We start from the raw sequence: 18,121 nt of genomic DNA, 5'->3' as shown, positions 1-18,121 counted from the left end.
TGATGCGAAAGGGGCGTCCGATCAGTTGCCTGCAGCCGATCAGACGCTGCGCCTCGCCGCTCCCGGATGAAACAAAAGCGCCTCATTGAGGCGCCGCGTCAGGACTGGATACCGCCGCGCCGCGAAAGCCGCGCTTGCGCTGGCGCTCTGACCATACCAGCGTCAGGCTCGCGCCGACGATCAACAGTGCGCCGCCAAATACGTTGGCGTGAGGAACGTCGTTCCAGATCAGATACTCGTAGATGAACGCCCAGATCAGTCCCGTGTATTCCATAGGGGCGGCCACGGACGCGGGCGCGTAGCGGAAGCCTTCGTAGAGAAGGAATTGGCCGAAGCCGCTAGCAACGCCAAGGCCCAGCATCATGGCGAGAGCCGCAAGGTCCGGCGTCCGCCACATCCATGGCAGTGCAAGTGCGCATGTGACTGCGAAGAAGCCGTTCGTAAGGGCGATCTGGCTTGCTGTCGAATCAGAGCGGCTGATGACGCGGATCAAAATCGAACTCATGCCCCAGCAGATCGCTGCGAAAAACGCAGCCAGCGCTGGCTTCAGGCCGGAGATGTCGCCGTGCGGCGCAGCCGCCGTCAAAACCCCGGCGAAGCCGACGAGCACGGCCGCCCATCGCCCTGCATTGACATGCTCGCGTAGCACAAAGACCGACAGCGCGACCGTGATGACTGGCGCGGCGAAGTAGATCGTCGTCAGTTCCGCGAGCCCAAGCGATCGTGCTGCCGAGTAGTATGAGAACCACGCCATCAGCATAAGCGATGCGCGGGCGAGGATGGCGCTCGGGTTGCGGGGCTTGAGCAGCGCTAGGCCTTGCCGTCGTCCGATGATGCAGGCGATCGCCACGACGACGAAGCTTCGAAAGAGCAGGATTTCCGGCACCGAGTATGTGGCGACCAACCACTTCACGGTCGCGTCCTGCATGGAAAAACACAGATAGCCAAGGGCGCAGAGCGTCAGGCCTCTTGGGATGTCGTCCTGAGCGGTGGTCATTTGTTAAAAATCCGCGCTGATCCTCCGCCAGCCGACGGCGCAGGAGCATCAGGATTTATATGAAATTTTTCAATGACAGATAATCGGTTTATACATACCGGCTATAATCTGTTGTAAGATCGTATCGACGCTTGGTCAGTCTGCAAGGCGCTTCGCCAAGGCCGCGGCAGCAAGGGCCAGCGCTTCCGGAAGCGTTGTGGCGACATGGACGGAGCCGCCGGAGAGGCGAATGAAGCCTTCCGTCATGCCGTTCTGAACCATCCCTTCCGAATGCACGATCAGGCCGTCAGCATCCTCTAATGACCCGCTGCCCCCCGTGGTCTGGCGCAGGCGCAGGCCTTCGCCCCATGCTCGGGCGCAGTAGTCCCGTACTTTATCGGGATAGGATCTGCCGTCGACGGTATAGCCTTCCAGCGCTTTGTCCTGCGCCGCCATGTAGCCGATCTCGACGGCGGTGCCGGGGTCCATGTCGGCGGCGCGGCGAAACGGGTCGAGGCAAAATATCCCCGCATCACATGAATCCATGAGATTGCGATCGGCTGTGACGATGGACAGCGTCGTTTCCAGTCCGGGCGGTAGTCCGCTGAGGTCGATCTGTCCGTCCAGCGGCGCCACGCCTTCCAGACCGTGCGCTGCGCATACCGCCTTCAGGGTGGCGAACAGGCTCTCCGGGTCGGGGCGGAAGACGAGATCGCCTGCAAGGTACACGCGGGGGCGGTGACTGGTGGATTTAGGTTTCGTCGGCACGGCGGGGGGGGGACTCATTTCCGAAGCAGGTGATCCCAATCAATGCGATCGCCTGATCAGATTCTGTCAACCTCTGGCATGACGTGCGCTGCGTTGGGGAGGGGTTTGACCGGAAGCCGACGGATCGCCATCATAAAGGCATGATCCTGTTGATCGACAACTACGACAGCTTCACCTTCAATCTCGTCCATTACCTGGGCGAACTGGGTGAAGTCTGCGACGTCCGCCGCAACGACGCGCTAACCGCCGAGCAGGCGATTGCGCTGGCGCCGGAGGCGATCGTGCTGTCTCCCGGTCCGTGCACCCCCAACGAAGCGGGCGTCTGCTGCGACCTGATCCGTCAGGCCGGGGGCGTGATTCCCATATTCGGCGTGTGTCTGGGCCATCAGGCGATTGGTCAGGTCTTCGGCGGAGACGTCGTCAGGGCTCCGAGCCCGGTGCATGGCAAGGTGAGCAAGGTGTTTCATGACGGGGCCGATGTGTTCGCAGGCCTGCCCAGCCCCTTCCTTGCGACCCGCTACCACAGCCTGACCGTCGATCCGGCTACGTTCCCCGACGCGCTTGAAAAAACCGCGTGGACTGACGACGGCGTCATCATGGGATTGCGCCATCGCGTGCTGCCAATCCATGGCGTGCAGTTCCATCCCGAAAGCATCGCGTCGGAACATGGCCGCGACATATTGGCGAATTTTCTCGCGTCTGCGCGCGGATGGCGCGCGACGCGGAAGGCGGCGTGAGGCTGCGCGGGTAATGTCAGAGTTTCGATCCCGGCGAACCGTCATCGTGCAACCTGCATGAGCGGCGCGACTCATGTTGTGGCCACGGACGCCGATCCCTTTCGCCCGGTTTTGGCCGCCGTGGCCACCGGGCGCCCCTTTTCCGTGGACGAGGCGCGAAACGCCTTCGGTCTGATCATGGATGGCGCGGCCAGCGAGGCGCAGATCGCAGCGTTCCTGATGGGGCTCAGGGTGCGGGGGGAGCGACAGGAGGAACTGCTCGGCGCTGTTCTCGCGGTGCGTTCCCGCATGTTGGCGATCGAGGAACCGCCGCCGGGCGCTATCGACGTATGCGGCACAGGCGGAGACGGTCACGGGACGCTCAACGTGTCGACGGCTGTGGCGTTCGTCGTCTCGGCCCTGGGCGTTCCCGTCGCCAAACATGGCAACCGGGCATTGTCCTCCTTGTCTGGAGCATCAGACGTGTTGGGCGCGCTCGGGGTGCCGCTTGAAAGCGACTGCGCGACCCTCGGGGCGGAGCTGCGTGATCGGCGACTCATCTTCATGGCGGCGCCATCCCATCACCCGGCTATGCGCCATGCCGCAGGCGCTCGGCGGGCGCTGGGCGTGCGAACCTTATTCAATCTCGTCGGGCCTCTGGCCAACCCGGCGCGCGTGACGCGGCAGCTCGTCGGGGTTCCCGAGGCTGTGTGGCTCGAGCCGGTCGTGACGACGCTGCGTGACCTTGGGTCCGAGCGTGTGTGGGCTGTTTGCGGCGACGTTCCCGGTGTTGGGCCGGGTGTTCCGTCCCGGGGCGTCGACGAAGTCACGCTGTCTGGCCCTACGGAGATAGCAGCTCTGGAGAACGGCGAAATTATTCGCACGATTCTCACTCCGGATATGGCGGGCCTGCCTTCTGCGCCTATATCAGCGATAGCAGGCGGTGGTCCGGTCGAAAACGCGGAAGCGCTGTTGGCGTTGCTAAAGGGCGCCCATGGACCTTACAGGGACACTGTTTTGCTCAACGCGGCGTGCGCGTTGCATGTGGCGGGACGCGGCGTGGTGCTGCAGGCAGGCCGCATAGTCCCGGAGGCTTTACGGGAACTCGTTGCGCTTGCGGCGCATGTGATCGACAATGGCGCGGCGCTATCCAGTCTTCAGGCTGCCCGTAGGGGCGGAACTGAGGTTGCGAGCGACCGGAGCGGGAGCGGTTCGTGACAGTTGGTGACGCGACTTTCGCTATGGGTGGGAGCGGCTTCGAGCTGCGTTCGACCCGAATTACAGTTTCAAATGCGAGATCAGGGACATGATGAACGAGACGCCGAATGAGGTGCCTGTTGAGGCGTCGGGGGAGGGTAATTCCTCGCTGCCAGACGTTCTGGCCCGCATTGTCGCGCGCTCCCGGATCGAAGTGGCGCATCGTTCGACACTGATGTCTCTGAAGGACATCTCGGCGAAGGCGCGTGAGACGGAATTTGCGCCTCGCGGGTTTGGTCGAGCTCTCAAGGAGAAGACGGCGGACCAGCTTCCGGGCTTGATCGCTGAAATCAAGAAGGCGTCGCCGTCGGCCGGGCTGTTGCGCGACCCGTACGACCCGGTCGCCATCGCGAAGTCATACGAAGCGGCGGGCGCCGCCTGCCTGTCGATCCTCACGGAAAGCTCCTGCTTTCACGGTGACTTGGAGGATCTGAAGGCGGCCCGCGCGGCCTGCGACCTTCCGGTGTTGCGGAAGGACTTCATCTTCGATCCATGGCAAATCTACGAGACGCGACTGATCGGCGCCGATTGCGTGTTGCTGATCATGGCGATCCTCACGGACGTGGAGGCTGCCGAACTTGTGGATCATGCGCGCGGCCTCGACATTGATGTGCTGGTCGAGGTGCACTCCGAGGAGGAGTTGACGCGTGCTCTGGCTCTCGACACCTCCCTGATCGGGATCAACAATCGAGACCTAAAGTCGCTTCGCACGGATCTGGAAACGACGATGCGGCTCGCGCCGTTGGTGCCGCCTGACAAGATTATCGTGTCGGAAAGTGGCATCGGCACGCATGAGGATGTCGTCCGTCTTGGATCGGTCGGAGCCAGCGGTTTCCTCGTAGGTGAATCGTTGTTGCGTCACGAGGATCCAGGCGTCGCCGCACGAGCGTTGCTTGGTCAGGGCTGACCGGCGCGACGTTTCCCACGTCCTGTCAGGCGGAGCGCTGGCGTAATGTCTTCAGATGATTTGGAATCCGGGGTTGACCCCGATGGATTCACGCACCTCGATGCGCGTGGGCGGGCCCTCATGGTCGACGTTTCGGGGAAGCGGGAGACCGTGCGCGTTGCGGTGGCCCGTGGTCGCGTGAGCATGGCGCCGGAAATCGCGCGGCTTTTGTCTTCTGGCGAAATGCCGAAAGGTGACGTGCTCGCGGCGGCCCGTATCGCAGGTGTGATGGCTGCGAAGCGCACTTCGGACCTGATTCCGCTCTGTCATCCCATAATGTTGACCTCGGTTAAGGTGACGCTTGAGGTAACGCCTGGAGCTGTCGAAGTCGAAGCAACGGCTAAAACTTGCGGCCAAACCGGGGTCGAGATGGAGGCGTTGACTGCCGTAAGCGTCAGCGCACTAACAGTTTATGACATGTGCAAGGCTCTGGATCGCTCAATGCGTATCGGCGATATACGTCTTGTGCAAAAATCTGGCGGACGGTCCGGCGATTTTACGGGTTCCTGAAAATCCCGACAGGCGGGCGGCGTGCTGCGTCGCCCGCACGATGTATTTTGACGAGTGGAGCGTTTTTTATGGCTGATACCCCCACGTCCAACCTGGCAGCGGGACGGAACGACCCCTCGCTCGACACGGAAGGCCTCAAGCGCGCCTTTCACGACATGCTTCTGATTCGTCGTTTCGAGGAGAGGGCCGGCCAGCTCTACGGCATGGGACTCATCGGCGGGTTCTGCCATCTGTATATCGGGCAGGAAGCGGTCGTCGTCGGTGTGCAGATGGCGCTCAAGGAAGGCGACAAGATCATCACGTCGTACCGCGACCACGGTCAGATGATCGCGGCTGGCATGGACCCGCGCGGCGTCATGGCGGAGCTGACCGGTCGAGCGACCGGGTATTCGCGCGGCAAGGGCGGCTCGATGCACATGTTCTCGCGTGAGAAGAATTTTTACGGCGGCCACGGCATTGTGGGCGCGCAGGTTGCGCTGGGCATAGGTCTCGCTTTCGCCAACAAGTATCGTGGCACGGATGAGGTCTCGATGACCTATTTCGGCGAAGGCGCATCCAATCAGGGACAGGTGTACGAAAGCTTCAATCTCGCCGCCCTGCACAAACTGCCTTGTGTGTTCGTGATCGAAAACAACCGCTATGGCATGGGGACGAGCGTCGAGCGGTCTTCGGCGGCGTCTCAGCATCTTTGGCGCAATGGCGAACCTTGGGGCATTCCGGGAAAGCAGGTTGACGGCATGGATGTTTCCGCCGTCAACGCAGCGACACGGGAAGCCGTCGCCTACTGCCGCGCAGGCAACGGGCCGTACCTGCTGGAGATGTCGACGTATCGCTATCGCGGTCATTCCATGTCCGATCCGGCGAAATATCGTCAGCGCAGCGAAGTCGACGAAATTCGTCAGAAGCATGATCCGATCGATCACGTTCGTAGCCAGTTGCTCGCCTCGGGCGTCGAGGAAGCCGAACTGAAGGCCGTAGAGGATGGCATCAAGGCCGTCGTCGCTGACGCCACGGAATTTGCGAAAACGAGCCCGGAGCCTGATCCGGCGGAACTGTACACAGACGTGCTGGTAGAGGCGTAAGCGTAATGGCCACCGATATTCTGATGCCGGCGCTTTCGCCGACCATGACCGAGGGCAAGATCGCCCGTTGGCTCAAGAAAGAGGGCGACAAAGTGTCCTCCGGCGACGTGATCGCGGAAATCGAAACCGACAAGGCGACGATGGAGGTCGAGGCTGTCGACGAAGGCGTGCTTGGTCGTATTCTTGTGCCTGAGGGAACCGAAGGCGTGGCTGTGAATGCGCCGATCGCCGTTCTCGTTGCTGACGGGGAGAGCGTTCCCGAAGCGGGTGGCGCCGCACAGTCGGCTGGGCCCTCTGCCGCGCCGGAAAAAGTCGAAGCAGCGGCAGAGTCCGCCACGGCGTCCAAACCTGCAGCCGCTCCGGTTGCGCTGTCTGCGCCTGAACCTGAAAAGGACTGGGGTGAGACGAGCGAAATCACCGTACGCGAAGCGCTGCGCGACGCCATGGCGCTGGAAATGCGACGCGATCCGGACGTGTTCCTGATCGGTGAGGAAGTCGGTCAGTATCAGGGCGCCTACAAGGTGTCGCAGGGACTGCTTGACGAGTTCGGCGAAGGGCGTGTCATCGACATGCCGATCACTGAACACGGCTTCACGGGCATGGCGACGGGCGCCGCGCTTACGGGGCTGCGTCCGATCGTCGAGTTCATGACGATGAACTTCTCGATGCAGGCCATCGACCACATTATCAATTCCGCAGCGAAGACGCTGTATATGTCCGGTGGGCAGATGGGTTGCCCCATCGTCTTCCGCGCCCCGAACGGCGCTGCGTCGCGCGTCGGCGCACAGCATTCGCAATGTTATGCGAGCTGGTACGGGCACGTTCCCGGCCTGAAAGTTGTCGCCCCATGGTCGGCGGCGGATGCGAAGGGTCTGCTGCGCGCGGCCATTCGCGATCCGAACCCGGTGATCGTGCTGGAAAACGAAATGCTCTACGGGCACAAATTCCAGTGCCCCGTCGATGAAGATTTCATTCTCCCGATCGGCAAGGCGAAAATCGAGCGGCCCGGCAAGGACGTCACGCTGGTCGGTTTCTCGATCTCCGTTGGAACAGCCATGGCTGCGGCGGATATTCTGGCTGAACAGGGGATTGATGCGGAGGTCATCAACCTGCGTTCCATCCGTCCGCTGGATATCGCGACCATCGTGGAGAGCGTGAAGAAGACCTCCCGTCTGGTGACGGTGGAGGAAGGTTGGCCCTTCGCAGGTATCGGCGCGGAAATCGTCATGCAGATCATCGAGCACGCGTTCGACTGGCTGGATGCGCCACCGGTGCGCGTTGCGGGAGTCGATGTGCCGATGCCTTTCGCCGCCAATCTGGAAAAACTCGCACTGCCGCAGCCTGACTGGGTTGTGGACGCCGTCCGCAAGCTGGTCTGAGGAGACATCATGGCTACCGATATCCTGATGCCGGCCCTCTCGCCGACTATGACGGAGGGCAAGCTTTCGCGTTGGCTCAAGCAGGAGGGCGACAAAGTCTCCTCCGGTGACGTGATCGCGGAAATCGAAACCGACAAGGCGACGATGGAGGTCGAGGCGGTTGACGAGGGCGTGCTCGGACGCATCCTTGTGCCGGCCGGCACCGAAGGCGTGGCTGTGAATGCGCCGATCGCTATTCTCGTAGACGACGGCGAAGCTGTTCCTGATGTTACGGCGTCGGGTAACGCTGTGGTCGAGGCGCCGAAGGAAAAGCCTGTCGTTGAGCAGGCGGCTGCGGCGCCTGCAGCCAAGGTTCCGCAGGTCGCGTCGAACGCGCCCACGAAATCTGCTCCTGCAGGGCGGGTCTTTGCGTCGCCATTGGCGAAGCGGATTGCGAAAGACGCTGGCATCAACCTTGCGAACGTGAAGGGCTCCGGTCCGAACGGACGCATCGTGAAACGTGACGTTGAAGCTGCGAAAACAGCGCCAGCCGCGGCATCAAAAGGGGCTGCTGCTCCTGCTGCGCCTGGTGGTTTCACCAGCACGCCACTGTCGTCGATGCGTAAGGTGATTGCGCGACGACTTACTGAATCGAAAACAACGGTTCCGCATTTCTATGTGTCGATCGACATGCAACTGGATGCGCTCCTTGCGCTGCGGTCGCAGTTGAACAAGGCCTCTCCGGAGGATGGGCCGGATGCGTTCAAGCTGTCGGTCAACGACATGCTGGTGAAGGCGGCGGCTCTCGCGCTCCGCCGTGTTCCCGGATTGAACGTGTCCTTCACGGAAGACGCGTTGATTCAATACAACGACGTCGACATCTCGATCGCGGTTTCGATTCCCGACGGTCTGATCACCCCGATCATACGGCAGGCTGACAAGAAGACGCTTCGCGAGATCAGCAACGAGACCAAGGATCTTGTCGCCCGCGCCCGTGCAGGCAAGCTGAAACCGGAAGAGTTTCAGGGAGGCTCGTTCTCGATCTCCAATATGGGCATGTTCGGCGTCACGTCGTTCTCTGCGATCATCAACCCGCCGCAAGCTGGAATTCTGGCGATTGCCGCCGGTGAAAAACGCGCCGTGGTCAAGGGAGACGCTCTGGCTGTAGCGACGGTCATGACGGCGACCCTGTCTGCGGACCATCGCGTGGTGGACGGGGCGCTGGGAGCGCAATGGATGTCCACGTTGCGTTCGATCGTCGAAAATCCGATCGCGCTCGTCATCTGAACATGAAGTGGCCCCGGGCGTCGTGCTGTAGTCGACGCCCGGGGCGGGGATCTCAATCGATCCCGTTTTCTCAAGAATCAGCCAGGAAACAGGCATGAGCACCACCGAGTTCGATCTTGTCGTCATCGGCGGCGGCCCCGGCGGTTACGTCGCGGCCCTTCGCGCAGCGCAACTGAAACTGTCGGTCGCCGTTGTGGAGGCCAATCACCTCGGGGGTATTTGCCTTAACTGGGGCTGTATTCCGACAAAAGCGCTGCTACGGGCTTCGGAAATCAACCACCTGCTGCATGATCTCGGGCAGTTCGGGTTCGCTGCGGACAATCCTCGCTTCGACTTCCAGAAGGTCGTTGCGCGCTCTCGTGCCGTGTCGAAGCAACTCTCCGGGGGCGTGGCGCATCTGCTGAAGAAGGCGAAGGTTCCCGTTTTCGACGGACTTGCGAAGCTCTCCGGCGTTTCGGGTAAAAAGCGCAAGATTGAAGTGACGTTGAAGGATGGGGCGAAAACCGTTCTGACGGCGACCAACGTAATTCTTGCGACAGGCGCGCGCGCGCGCGCGTTGCCGGGGCTGGAGCCCGACGGCAAGTTCGTCTGGTCATACCGAGAGGCTCTGGTTCCGGAAGAGTTGCCCAAGCGGTTGCTGGTCATCGGCTCAGGTGCGATCGGCACGGAATTCGCGTCGTTTTATCGCAACATGGGCTCCGAGGTGACGCTGGTCGAGGTCGCTGATCGTATTCTTCCTGTCGAGGATGAAGAGATTAGCAAGCTTGCCCGCACGGCCTTCGAAAAACAGGGAATGAAGGTTCTCACGGGCGCCAAGGTTGGGCCTTTGAAGAAGGGGGCTTCTGAAGTCAGCGTCGATATCGAAGCGGGCGGCAAGACGCATAGCCTGACCTTCGATCGCGTGATCTCTGCTGTTGGAATTGTCGGCAACGTCGAGAATATCGGCCTTGAGGGCACCCGGATCGTGGTCGAAAAAACACACATCGTCACCGACGAACTGTGTCGGACTGGCGAATCAGGCGTGTACGCCATCGGCGACGTCGCAGGCGCGCCATGGCTTGCGCACAAGGCCAGCCATGAAGCGGTGATGTGTGTGGAAGCTATTGCCGGTCGCCACGTCCACCCGATTGACGCGACAAAAATTCCTGGTTGCACATATTGCCGACCGCAGATCGCTTCAGTGGGTTACACGGAAGCAAAGGCGAAGGCGGCGGGGTATGAGGTCCGGGTGGGTCGCTTCCCATTCATTGGTAACGGCAAGGCAATTGCCATGGGGGAAGTCGACGGGTTGGTGAAGACGGTGTTCGACGCGAAGACGGGAGAGCTTCTTGGCGCGCACATGATCGGCGCGGAAGTCACCGAGATGATTCAGGGCTATGTGATCGCCCGGAGCGGGGAGTTGACGGAAGCTGAGTTGAAGGAAACGGTGTTTCCGCATCCGACTATTTCCGAATCCATGCATGAGGCGGTGCTGGCGGCATACGACGGAGCACTTCATTTTTAATGTTCGTGTGATGGCGTTTTCTTTGTTTTTCCTTGATTTTGGAGCGGCGCATTACGATGCGCCGCTTTTTTTATATTGAAATTCTCCGATTTACGCGTGTAGTTTTATTCGAACAAAGCGCAGTGAAACCACGCTATACCGACTGTTTTTCTGTTCGTATTTATTTTCACGATAATCGAAAATAAAACGCCATCGCATCAACGGTTAAGTAATTTGTTTATTATATAAATCTAGAATTTTTAGATTTTAAATTGTGGCATATTGACATTCCGTGTTGTTTTCGGTCTTGCGCTTTGGACGTGAAGCGTGTGTCTAAGGTTTGTTCTGCAGGAGCACAATCAGGTCATGCCACCTAGCCTTGGGGCGCATTTCTTCGCGTCACTCTTGAACCCAGGCGTAAGTCTCCTGCTTGCCGTGGCGTTCGGTCTCTTGTGGAGACATAACCGCTCACAGGTGTACCCAAAGCTGGCGGCTTATTGTTACGCGGTAATGACGGCTGCGTTTGTTTTGGCGGAGCTGATTGGCCCAGAGTATCGCGCACTGTCTCTTATCGCAAATATAGGATTTCTTCTTTCTTCTATACTCATGTCGGCGTCTATAATAATTCGATACGAAGTTGGAATACCTTTTCTTATATATTCTTTGATATTTTCGTTGATGGTCATTTCTTATTCGGTGGCGTCATTTGTTGATAATTGTTTGACTTGCAGGCTTTATAATGTGAACTTTGCGTTAGGTTCTGTTTCTCTGTTGACGGCTTTCAAAATGAGTAAAGCTCAAAGAAAGCATGTCATAGACAATATATTGTTTGTTTTGTGCTTTTTGGTTTCTGCTAATTATTTTATTCGACCAATTCTTTTGAGGGTGCTGTTTTCCGACAATTTCTCGGCGTTTCATGAGTCCTTATACTGGGCGACGACTATTTTTGCCCAAATTATGATTTCAGTTGCAGTGGCGCTTAATCTCCTTATTGCCATCGCAGTTGATCAGATGATGGAACTCAGACGGGAGGCTCATACCGACAAATTATCTGGTCTCCTGAATCGAGACGGGTTTGATCACGCTTTGCAGGCGCTGAGGAACGCAGAGAGAGGCAAGAATGAGCCAATCGCACTGGTGATAGCCGACCTCGATCATTTTAAGCGCATTAACGACACATTTGGCCATGGCGTTGGCGATGCTGTTATAGCGGCGTTTGGTTGCGTCGTGCGTGATACTCTGTACGACCGGTGGATCGCGGCGAGATTCGGCGGAGAAGAGTTTTCGATTTTGATGTACGGCGTCACCCCTTCGGAAGCTTACGGAATCTCCGAAAAAATTCGTAGAAAATTTGAAATTCACTGCCGCGACAATATGTCCGGAAGACTTCGGGCGACAGTCAGCATGGGGCTGACGCTGGGCACCTTATCAGGTGATATAAAGCGTCTGTATACAGAAGCTGACAGCACTCTTTATGAAGCAAAACGCGCCGGTCGAAACAACGTAAAAATCCATGTATTTGATGAAAAAATAGAGGGTTTTCTCTCCCAAAAGAATGAAAGCTGCCTGCATGGCGTCGTGTCCTAGACCACGAAGCCACGCGAAAAGACGATAACCGGTCGCGTCCGCGGATACTCTTCGTCCACGCAAGGGCTATGCTCGCCTTGAGTAAGGCTTTGCTTTCATCGATATGGACGGATTTGTGTTAGATCGCTGAAAAGCGGCGTCACTAGCTTCATCGGAGTGCTTTGGAAGGAACTTAGCTCAAGAGGTTTGATGTCGCGTTAGGCGCGGCGCCGCGATCGTCCGGCTCAGCTTGAGCGTGCGACCGGATGACGCGGCGCAAGGCGTATAGCCCGAACGATCGGGAGTTTCGATTTTTGAATACGTGAAACCTCAGAGAGTGAGTTCGTTCAGAAAACCTTCAAGAATACTCAAAAATTCCATTGGTTTTTCGGCATGAAGCCAGTGCCCCGCATCAGGAATGGTTTCCAGATGATAGTGCGGAAACAAGTGCTTCATTTCCGGGTAATTCGACGGCTGTATATACCGGGATTTGCCGCCAGAAACAAAAAGCGTGCGCCCGGTGAAGTTCGTTTCTTGCGGCACGGGCGGCCATCCTACGATCTCGGGCATGGCGGACGCGATCTCATGTATTCCTATCGTCCATCCCGGCTTTTCACCCAGACGGAGATTTTGAAGCATAAGGTTCCGAACGTCGGCTTCCGGAATGACGCGGGACAGAAGCGCGTCCGCCTCGGTGCGGTTCAGCGATGCGGGGAAGGGCAGGGCGGCCAGATCCGCAGCCAGCGTGTGGCTCTGTTGAAAGCCGCCGGCGCCTGGGGCGATATCCGCCACAAGCAGGCGCTCGACGGCTGCTGGATGGCGAAGCGCCAACATCATGGCCGTTTTGCCACCCATCGAATGCCCGACGATCGCGGCGGGTATTGCGTCGTGCGCCTTCAACGTCTCGTAGACGTCTTCGGCCATCGTGGGATAATCTGCGGGGCCGTGGGGGCTGTCGCCGTGGTTGCGCAGGTCGAGCGCCAGAGTTCGTCTGAATTCCCCTATCCGTCTTTGAAAAAATCCGAAATTTCTGGCGCGCCCAAACAGCCCGTGCAGAAACACGACCGGAGGCTTGGACAAGCCGTCGTCTGATTCAGGTTTCCGTTCGATGACGTCAAGCAGCATGGTTTTCAGGACTCCGTTTCATGCAGCAGGACGATTTTTCCGGAATGCGTTCCGTCCTCCATCATCCTGTGCGCCGTCGCCGCCTGAGCGAGCGGGAATGTCGCATGTATCAGCGGTGCGATTTCGCCCGCGTCAAGTTTGGGCCAGACTTTTTTCAGCAGTTCCTGCGCCACGCGCGCCTTGAACGCCGAATCTCTGGGACGAAGCGTCGTGCCGGTGATGGTAAGACGTTTTGTCATCAGACGGGCGAGCCCGACCTCCGACGCCTTTGGCCCGCCCTGAAGGGCGATGATTACGAGCCGCCCTTCTTCTGACAGGCAGCGCAGGTTGCGATCGAGATACGAGCCGCCGACAATGTCGAGAATGACGTTCACGCCTATTCCAGCCGTCAGTGCGCCGATGCGCTCGACGAAGTCCTCGTTGCGGTAATTGATTGCTCTAGCCCCCAGCGTTTCGCACACGGCGCATTTTTCAGCGCTGCCAGCGGTGGCGTAGACCTCAGCGCCGAAAGCGCGCGCTATTTGTATCGCCGTGGTGCCGATGCCGCTGGAGCCGCCATGGATCAGGACGCGCTCTCCAGCGCGAAGCCCTGCTGTGATGAACAAGTTCGTCCAGACCGTAAAGAACGTCTCTGGCAGGGCGGCGGAACGCACGGCGTCGAACCCTTTCGGCCAGGGCAGGCACTGACCGGTCGGAACGGCGCAGTAGTCGGCATAACCGCCGCCATTGGTCAGGGCGCAGACGCGGTCGCCGATGGAAAGCACTGGGGGAGGGGCATCGTCCGCAGTCGGCCCGAGCGCCACGACTTCGCCAGCGATTTCGAGGCCGAGTAAGGGGCTGGCGCCCGGCGGAGGCGGATAAATACCCTGACGTTGCATGACGTCCGGTCGGTTCACGCCACTGGCGAACACGCGCACCAATACTTCGCCGGAGCGGGGCGTTGGAACAGCCTCCTCTCCGAGATGCAGGACCTCGGGGCCGCCGGGTTGGTCGAGCACGATGGCTTGCATGGTCGGGGGGATGATGGGGGTGGCTGTCATGATCAGGCGTCCTGCCGTTCAGCGGTAAGGAATCGTCGAAAACCCGGAGCTCTCGTTCGGGCGAAGATGCGATTGTGCCTCTCCGGGAGCGTCTGTCACGTCACATAACCGGAGCGACATTGTACATTCGTCGAGACGTTGACTCACTTCTGATCAACAAAAGGTGCGTGTGTCAGAGTGAGAGTGTATGTCAGGGGTGGCGTGCTGGGCTGGAAGCCGGGCGGAGCCGTCATTACGAACTCCGGTTGAGATGGCCCGCGAACGCAGTGCGGGGAAGCAGCGGGTATGGCCGCGAAGGCTGGAACAGAGGCAGGCGAGGCGGCTAATCTTCTGCCTGAAGAGGAGAGCCAGGACAGTTCGGATGGACGTCCAGTTGGCCGCCGCCACCGGCTTTCAGGCGCGCTGCGGCGAGTGCTTGGTGGGTACTTCGTCCCCGGCGCTCGCACGCTCCGGAATATCCGATGTCTGGTGCGCGTCGATTCTCTTTGGTTGCTTGCTCTTGCGGCGTTGGTCGGCTCGTTGGCCGGGCTGGTCGTGGCGGCGATGACCCATGCGACGTTGCTGGCGCACGCCGTTCTGTTCGGGGCCCCCAGAGGGCGGCTATCCGGGCTGACGGCTCTGGCGTCGTGGCGTTGCGTTGTCCCGGCGATCGGAGGGCTGGCTCTGGGGCTGTTCGGCGTGGCGATCAGGCGCAGCCTGCCGCCGCGCCCGGTCGATCCGATCGAAGCGAACGCGCTTCACGGCGGCAGGATGTCGCTTCGACAGAGTGTGCTGATCGCGATCCAGACAATTATCTCCAATGGCGCGGGCGCCTCGATCGGGCTGGAGGCCGGTTTCACCCAACTGGCTTCTGCAGCAGGTGCGCGGCTGGGCTGCTTTTTACGCGTGCATCGGGCGGACATGCGGCTGTTGGTCGGGTGCGGCGCGGCTGGCGCCATAGGCGCCGCATTCGACGCGCCGCTGGCTGGCGCGTTTTATGCGTTCGAATTGGTGATCGGCAGCTACACGATGGCCAATCTCGCTCCGGTGGCGCTCGCCTCGATATGCGCGACAGGCGTTGCGACGGTCGCGTGCAGCGTGATTCCACCACTACATTTAGCGCCTCCGTCGGCGCTGCGGTTGCGTGATTGCCTGCCTATCGCCGGTCTGGGCGCGTTCTGTGCGCTGTCTGGCATTGCGCTGATGCGTGTGGTTACGCTGATCGAGAGCGGGTTCAACCGGACCCGTTTGCCCGTCTGGAGCCGCCCCGCGCTGGGCGGCGCGGTCATCGGTGGATTGGCGCTGCTATCGCCAACGGTGCTGTCGTCTGGTCACATGGCCATGCGCGCCGGATTGATGGAGAGCCTGACGCTCGGGCGGGCGTCGTGGTTGTTTCTTCTGAAGGCTCTGGCGTCGGCGGTGTCCATAGGTTCGGGGTTCCGCGGCGGCCTGTTTTTCGCCTCGCTCTATCTGGGCGTGCTGAATGGCGCGATGTACGGCGATGTTCTGGCGTTGATCGGGATCGATCCGGTGTCGGTTCAGGTCTGTGCAATGGCGGGGATGTGCGCGTTGGCCGTGGCCGTCATCGGCGGTCCGATGACGATGATCTTTCTGGCTCTGGAGACGACCGGCAGCTTTCCCCTGACGGTCGCCGTGCTGATCTCGGCGTTGACGTCGTCTTTCGCGACCCGGCGCTGGTTTGGTTATTCATTCGCGACCTGGCGGTTTCATCTGCGTGGCGAGCGCATCCGTTCCGCCGTGGACGTGGGGCGGGTGCGCAGTCTGACTGTCGAGCACGTCATGCAGAAAGTCCCGCCGGTTATCGCCATGACCGCGTCTGTTGGCGAAGCGCGTCGACGTTTTGAGGGGCTTCAGCCCCGGTATGTCATCGTCACGGATGAACTCGGAAAATATGCTGGGCTTGTCGCAGCGGACGCCTACAACGCGATCGGCCTGCCGGAAGACGAGTTGCTGGGGCTTTTGCGTACGGACCCCGGCACCGTGCTCAGACCATATGAATCTGTTCGCGACGCGCTTGCGACTTTTTAAAGCATCCGCGCGCCCGCGCTCGTGGTATTGGGCGGGCCGTGTGGTGGAGAGATTGTTGGCCTTCTAACCGAGCGTTACGTGCTTAGGCGCTTCGCGAAGGAGCTTGAGCAGGCCTGGCGGGATATCGCCGGAGACGTCTGACGGCGCCCGTCGGGCATGACGGACGCCCAGTCGCTTTTACCAGCCAAAGCCGGGGCCATACATGAACCCCGGACCAAATCCTGGTCCCCACGCGCCCCAGTTCCAGCTCGCGTTGTCGTATTCCTGCGCCGACATCGCCTGCTCATCGGCCAGATTTTGCTGTTGCTGAAACTGGCGATAACGCCCGTAAGCATCCTGACTGCCTACATACAGGCAGGCGCAGACGGTCGGGTCGGCATACACGTAAAATACTGAATCACCTTTGGTGCGGCGAACGAACCGGTGGCTCGGCAATGAGCGCAGCATCGCTTGTCGTTCGGGCGTGTTTGCAGGCTGGTCGACGAACCCTGCGGCCGAGAGGTGATCTTCCTTGGACGAGACGATCTCCTGAGGTGAGGCGCAGGCCGCGAGCGTGGCGAGGCCCAGCATCAGAGCTGCGACGGCTCCAGGGCGAACAGTTCTGATAGATGTTTTTGAAAGCACGGAGAGTGGCTCCCTTCCTTCTGCGACGGATCGATGCCAGGGGTCTGTTGGCGGTTTCACACTATCAACTGCTATTTCTGAGCCAAGTTTGACATGTTTTGTTGTAATTTATATTTAATTTTGAGACGAGCTTCGTGTTGGAAGCTGTCGCTGCGAGATTGCCAGTTGCCTATCGCCGCATGATTTCGGATGTTCCGGACATGTGGGACGAACCTTACCTTGAAACCTGTTGTCGATCGGCGCTGCATCGGCTCTGCCTCTCCGGTTCTCTGGGCAGGCCGACCGGGCTGAGGGACCAGCCATGCCTCGAGCGGCTTGAGGGGCTTGGATTCGCGTGTACGGGCGCGGATGGACGATTTCATGCCACGCCTGAGGGCGAAGCCCGGCGCCGCTCAGAAATTCTGAAACTCGCTTCATGACGGAACGCCGGCTCGGGAGAAGCGCCGGAGGTGACGAGAGAGATGAGACTCCGCGAGCGGACGAAGACGTACGCTGGCAGGCGTTCTGGGAACTGCTTGATCTGGCGGCGGCTGAGCGGGGGCTGAGTGTGTCGGGTCTGGCGAAGGCCGCAGGGTTGGACTCCACTGCGTTGAATCCGTCAAAGCGCTTCGCCCCTGATGGCCGTCGACGCTGGCTGCGGATGGATACGGTGTTTCGCTTGCTCGATATCGCGGAGATATCCTTGGCGAGGTTCGCCGAAGCAATGGAGCAAGGTGCGGCGCGAGGAAACGTCAAGCCAGGCGTGCAGACCGCGTTGCCGGAATACGCCTTGCTGCGCGCGACGTCGTTCTCGCATCTCGCGGTCACAGGACTTTTTGATCGCGCATTTCTGCCTGTAGGGAGACCTCGCGGGAATGTCGTAGCGCGGCGTCGGCATGACGCCTCTGCGTATCCATGGGGTGAGATCGCTGCGCCGATCACTGGTTGCGGTCCGCACGACTATGCAGTGCGCCTCGATACAGCAGATTATGAACCGGTGTTCCGTGACAACAGTTTGCTCGTCATGGCGCCCGACGCTGCTTTGCATTCGGGAGATCGCGCGCTTTTACATGGAGAGGGTCTCGTTCCGCGGATTGTAAGGATTCAGATATTGAATGCCGATACGGCGACGGTTGTTTCGTCGATTGGAGACGTTGCTGAGACTGTAGATCTGTCGTTGCGACTGGTCTTGCATCGAATTGTCGCTGCTACATTATAGCTACTCAGCCGACTATGCCGCGTAGCGCAGTCGAGCGACGGTTACTAAAAACAAGGCTGTATCTCCGGAGTGGCTCGAGCAGGTAAATGGTTCGCTTCTTTTAGAGCCTGTTTGGAAAATCACGGGTGAGCATTTCTGCGCATGAGATTGGCGCCCA

The 18,121-nt window shown here is 59.8% G+C and carries 17 protein-coding genes; 12 read left to right on the top strand and 5 right to left on the bottom strand.

Features of this window, described 5'->3' with window-relative positions:
- Window positions 1-82: 82 nt before the first annotated feature.
- Both J2D73_RS14320 and J2D73_RS14315 read right to left on the bottom strand, forming a co-directional pair.
- A complete protein-coding gene (locus J2D73_RS14320; protein WP_207882368.1) occupies window positions 83-997 on the bottom strand; it encodes a DMT family transporter in 915 nt (304 codons plus the stop codon).
- A 135-nt stretch (window positions 998-1,132) separates the two neighbouring features.
- Window positions 1,133-1,762 carry a nucleoside 2-deoxyribosyltransferase gene (locus tag J2D73_RS14315; RefSeq protein ID WP_207882365.1) on the bottom strand — a complete coding sequence of 210 codons (630 nt, stop codon included), beginning with the start codon at window positions 1,760-1,762 and terminating at the stop codon, window positions 1,133-1,135.
- 122 nt (window positions 1,763-1,884) lie between these two features.
- Here J2D73_RS14315 and J2D73_RS14310 point away from each other — a divergent pair, with 122 nt between their 5' ends.
- The 9 genes from J2D73_RS14310 to J2D73_RS14270 all read left to right on the top strand — a co-directional run bounded on the left by J2D73_RS14310 (window position 1,885) and on the right by J2D73_RS14270 (window position 11,970).
- Window positions 1,885-2,481 carry an anthranilate synthase component II gene (locus J2D73_RS14310; protein WP_207882363.1) on the top strand — a complete coding sequence of 199 codons (597 nt, stop codon included), beginning with the start codon at window positions 1,885-1,887 and terminating at the stop codon, window positions 2,479-2,481.
- A 57-nt stretch (window positions 2,482-2,538) separates the two neighbouring features.
- Entirely contained in the window at window positions 2,539-3,678 is a 1,140-nt protein-coding gene (gene trpD, locus J2D73_RS14305) for an anthranilate phosphoribosyltransferase (protein ID WP_207882361.1), read from the top strand.
- 91 nt (window positions 3,679-3,769) lie between these two features.
- Window positions 3,770-4,624, top strand: a complete 855-nt coding sequence (trpC, locus tag J2D73_RS14300; RefSeq protein ID WP_207882495.1) for an indole-3-glycerol phosphate synthase TrpC — start codon at window positions 3,770-3,772, stop codon at window positions 4,622-4,624.
- A 45-nt stretch (window positions 4,625-4,669) separates the two neighbouring features.
- On the top strand, window positions 4,670-5,173 hold the full coding sequence (moaC, locus tag J2D73_RS14295; RefSeq protein ID WP_207882359.1) for a cyclic pyranopterin monophosphate synthase MoaC: 504 nt from the start codon (window positions 4,670-4,672) through the stop codon (window positions 5,171-5,173).
- Between the two features lie 68 nt (window positions 5,174-5,241).
- Window positions 5,242-6,255 (top strand): pyruvate dehydrogenase (acetyl-transferring) E1 component subunit alpha, encoded by a 1,014-nt coding sequence (gene pdhA, locus J2D73_RS14290; protein ID WP_026397806.1) that lies wholly within the window; start codon window positions 5,242-5,244, stop codon window positions 6,253-6,255.
- A gap of 5 nt (window positions 6,256-6,260) precedes the next feature.
- Window positions 6,261-7,634 carry a pyruvate dehydrogenase complex E1 component subunit beta gene (locus J2D73_RS14285; RefSeq protein ID WP_207882357.1) on the top strand — a complete coding sequence of 458 codons (1,374 nt, stop codon included), beginning with the start codon at window positions 6,261-6,263 and terminating at the stop codon, window positions 7,632-7,634.
- A 9-nt stretch (window positions 7,635-7,643) separates the two neighbouring features.
- On the top strand, window positions 7,644-8,900 hold the full coding sequence (locus tag J2D73_RS14280) for a pyruvate dehydrogenase complex dihydrolipoamide acetyltransferase (RefSeq protein WP_207882355.1): 1,257 nt from the start codon (window positions 7,644-7,646) through the stop codon (window positions 8,898-8,900).
- Between the two features lie 94 nt (window positions 8,901-8,994).
- On the top strand, window positions 8,995-10,404 hold the full coding sequence (gene lpdA, locus J2D73_RS14275) for a dihydrolipoyl dehydrogenase (RefSeq protein ID WP_207882353.1): 1,410 nt from the start codon (window positions 8,995-8,997) through the stop codon (window positions 10,402-10,404).
- A 345-nt stretch (window positions 10,405-10,749) separates the two neighbouring features.
- The gene (locus J2D73_RS14270; protein WP_207882352.1) at window positions 10,750-11,970 is read left to right on the top strand and encodes a GGDEF domain-containing protein; all 1,221 of its coding nucleotides are present in this window, start codon (window positions 10,750-10,752) and stop codon (window positions 11,968-11,970) included.
- Between the two features lie 309 nt (window positions 11,971-12,279).
- Here the strand turns inward: J2D73_RS14270 and J2D73_RS14265 are convergent, their stop codons facing one another.
- Together J2D73_RS14265 and J2D73_RS14260 are read right to left on the bottom strand one after the other, a co-directional pair.
- Complete coding sequence (locus J2D73_RS14265) at window positions 12,280-13,074, bottom strand: alpha/beta fold hydrolase (RefSeq protein WP_207882350.1); 795 nt, start codon at window positions 13,072-13,074, stop codon at window positions 12,280-12,282.
- A gap of 5 nt (window positions 13,075-13,079) precedes the next feature.
- Window positions 13,080-14,114: an NAD(P)H-quinone oxidoreductase gene (locus tag J2D73_RS14260; RefSeq protein WP_207882348.1), complete on the bottom strand. Its 1,035-nt coding sequence runs from the start codon at window positions 14,112-14,114 to the stop codon at window positions 13,080-13,082.
- Window positions 14,115-14,399: 285 nt separating this feature from the next.
- On the opposite strand from J2D73_RS14260, the gene J2D73_RS14255 reads away from it, so the two are divergent.
- Window positions 14,400-16,142 carry a chloride channel protein gene (locus J2D73_RS14255; protein ID WP_243429972.1) on the top strand — a complete coding sequence of 581 codons (1,743 nt, stop codon included), beginning with the start codon at window positions 14,400-14,402 and terminating at the stop codon, window positions 16,140-16,142.
- 177 nt (window positions 16,143-16,319) lie between these two features.
- On the opposite strand, the gene J2D73_RS14250 is transcribed toward J2D73_RS14255, so the two are convergent.
- Window positions 16,320-16,766: a peptidylprolyl isomerase PrsA gene (locus tag J2D73_RS14250; protein ID WP_233140269.1), complete on the bottom strand. Its 447-nt coding sequence runs from the start codon at window positions 16,764-16,766 to the stop codon at window positions 16,320-16,322.
- A 200-nt stretch (window positions 16,767-16,966) separates the two neighbouring features.
- On the opposite strand from J2D73_RS14250, the gene J2D73_RS20875 reads away from it, so the two are divergent.
- Both J2D73_RS20875 and J2D73_RS14245 read left to right on the top strand, forming a co-directional pair.
- The gene (locus tag J2D73_RS20875; protein WP_243429976.1) at window positions 16,967-17,185 is read left to right on the top strand and encodes a hypothetical protein; all 219 of its coding nucleotides are present in this window, start codon (window positions 16,967-16,969) and stop codon (window positions 17,183-17,185) included.
- Entirely contained in the window at window positions 17,182-17,964 is a 783-nt protein-coding gene (locus J2D73_RS14245) for a hypothetical protein (protein ID WP_207882346.1), read from the top strand. Before J2D73_RS20875 ends, J2D73_RS14245 begins: the two co-directional genes overlap by 4 nt.
- Window positions 17,965-18,121: the final 157 nt, after the last annotated feature.

The sequence above is a fragment of the Acetobacter sacchari genome (assembly GCF_017377715.1).
In the GTDB taxonomy this organism is placed as follows: Bacteria; Pseudomonadota; Alphaproteobacteria; order Acetobacterales; family Acetobacteraceae; genus Acetobacter; species Acetobacter sacchari.
This window is presented reverse-complemented; position numbering and strand designations above follow the sequence as displayed.

Coding starts and splice junctions, on each gene's coding strand:
- trpD (WP_207882361.1), top strand. CDS start 2,539: ATGAGCGGCGCGACTCATGTTGTGGCCACGGACGCCGATCCCTTTCGC.
- J2D73_RS14285 (WP_207882357.1), top strand. CDS start 6,261: ATGGCCACCGATATTCTGATGCCGGCGCTTTCGCCGACCATGACCGAG.
- J2D73_RS14265 (WP_207882350.1), bottom strand. CDS start 13,074: ATGCTGCTTGACGTCATCGAACGGAAACCTGAATCAGACGACGGCTTG.
- J2D73_RS14270 (WP_207882352.1), top strand. CDS start 10,750: ATGCCACCTAGCCTTGGGGCGCATTTCTTCGCGTCACTCTTGAACCCA.
- moaC (WP_207882359.1), top strand. CDS start 4,670: ATGTCTTCAGATGATTTGGAATCCGGGGTTGACCCCGATGGATTCACG.
- J2D73_RS14260 (WP_207882348.1), bottom strand. CDS start 14,114: ATGACAGCCACCCCCATCATCCCCCCGACCATGCAAGCCATCGTGCTC.
- J2D73_RS14255 (WP_243429972.1), top strand. CDS start 14,400: ATGGCCGCGAAGGCTGGAACAGAGGCAGGCGAGGCGGCTAATCTTCTG.
- lpdA (WP_207882353.1), top strand. CDS start 8,995: ATGAGCACCACCGAGTTCGATCTTGTCGTCATCGGCGGCGGCCCCGGC.
- J2D73_RS20875 (WP_243429976.1), top strand. CDS start 16,967: ATGTGGGACGAACCTTACCTTGAAACCTGTTGTCGATCGGCGCTGCAT.
- J2D73_RS14315 (WP_207882365.1), bottom strand. CDS start 1,762: ATGAGTCCCCCCCCCGCCGTGCCGACGAAACCTAAATCCACCAGTCAC.
- trpC (WP_207882495.1), top strand. CDS start 3,770: ATGAACGAGACGCCGAATGAGGTGCCTGTTGAGGCGTCGGGGGAGGGT.
- J2D73_RS14245 (WP_207882346.1), top strand. CDS start 17,182: ATGACGGAACGCCGGCTCGGGAGAAGCGCCGGAGGTGACGAGAGAGAT.
- J2D73_RS14310 (WP_207882363.1), top strand. CDS start 1,885: ATGATCCTGTTGATCGACAACTACGACAGCTTCACCTTCAATCTCGTC.
- J2D73_RS14280 (WP_207882355.1), top strand. CDS start 7,644: ATGGCTACCGATATCCTGATGCCGGCCCTCTCGCCGACTATGACGGAG.
- J2D73_RS14320 (WP_207882368.1), bottom strand. CDS start 997: ATGACCACCGCTCAGGACGACATCCCAAGAGGCCTGACGCTCTGCGCC.
- pdhA (WP_026397806.1), top strand. CDS start 5,242: ATGGCTGATACCCCCACGTCCAACCTGGCAGCGGGACGGAACGACCCC.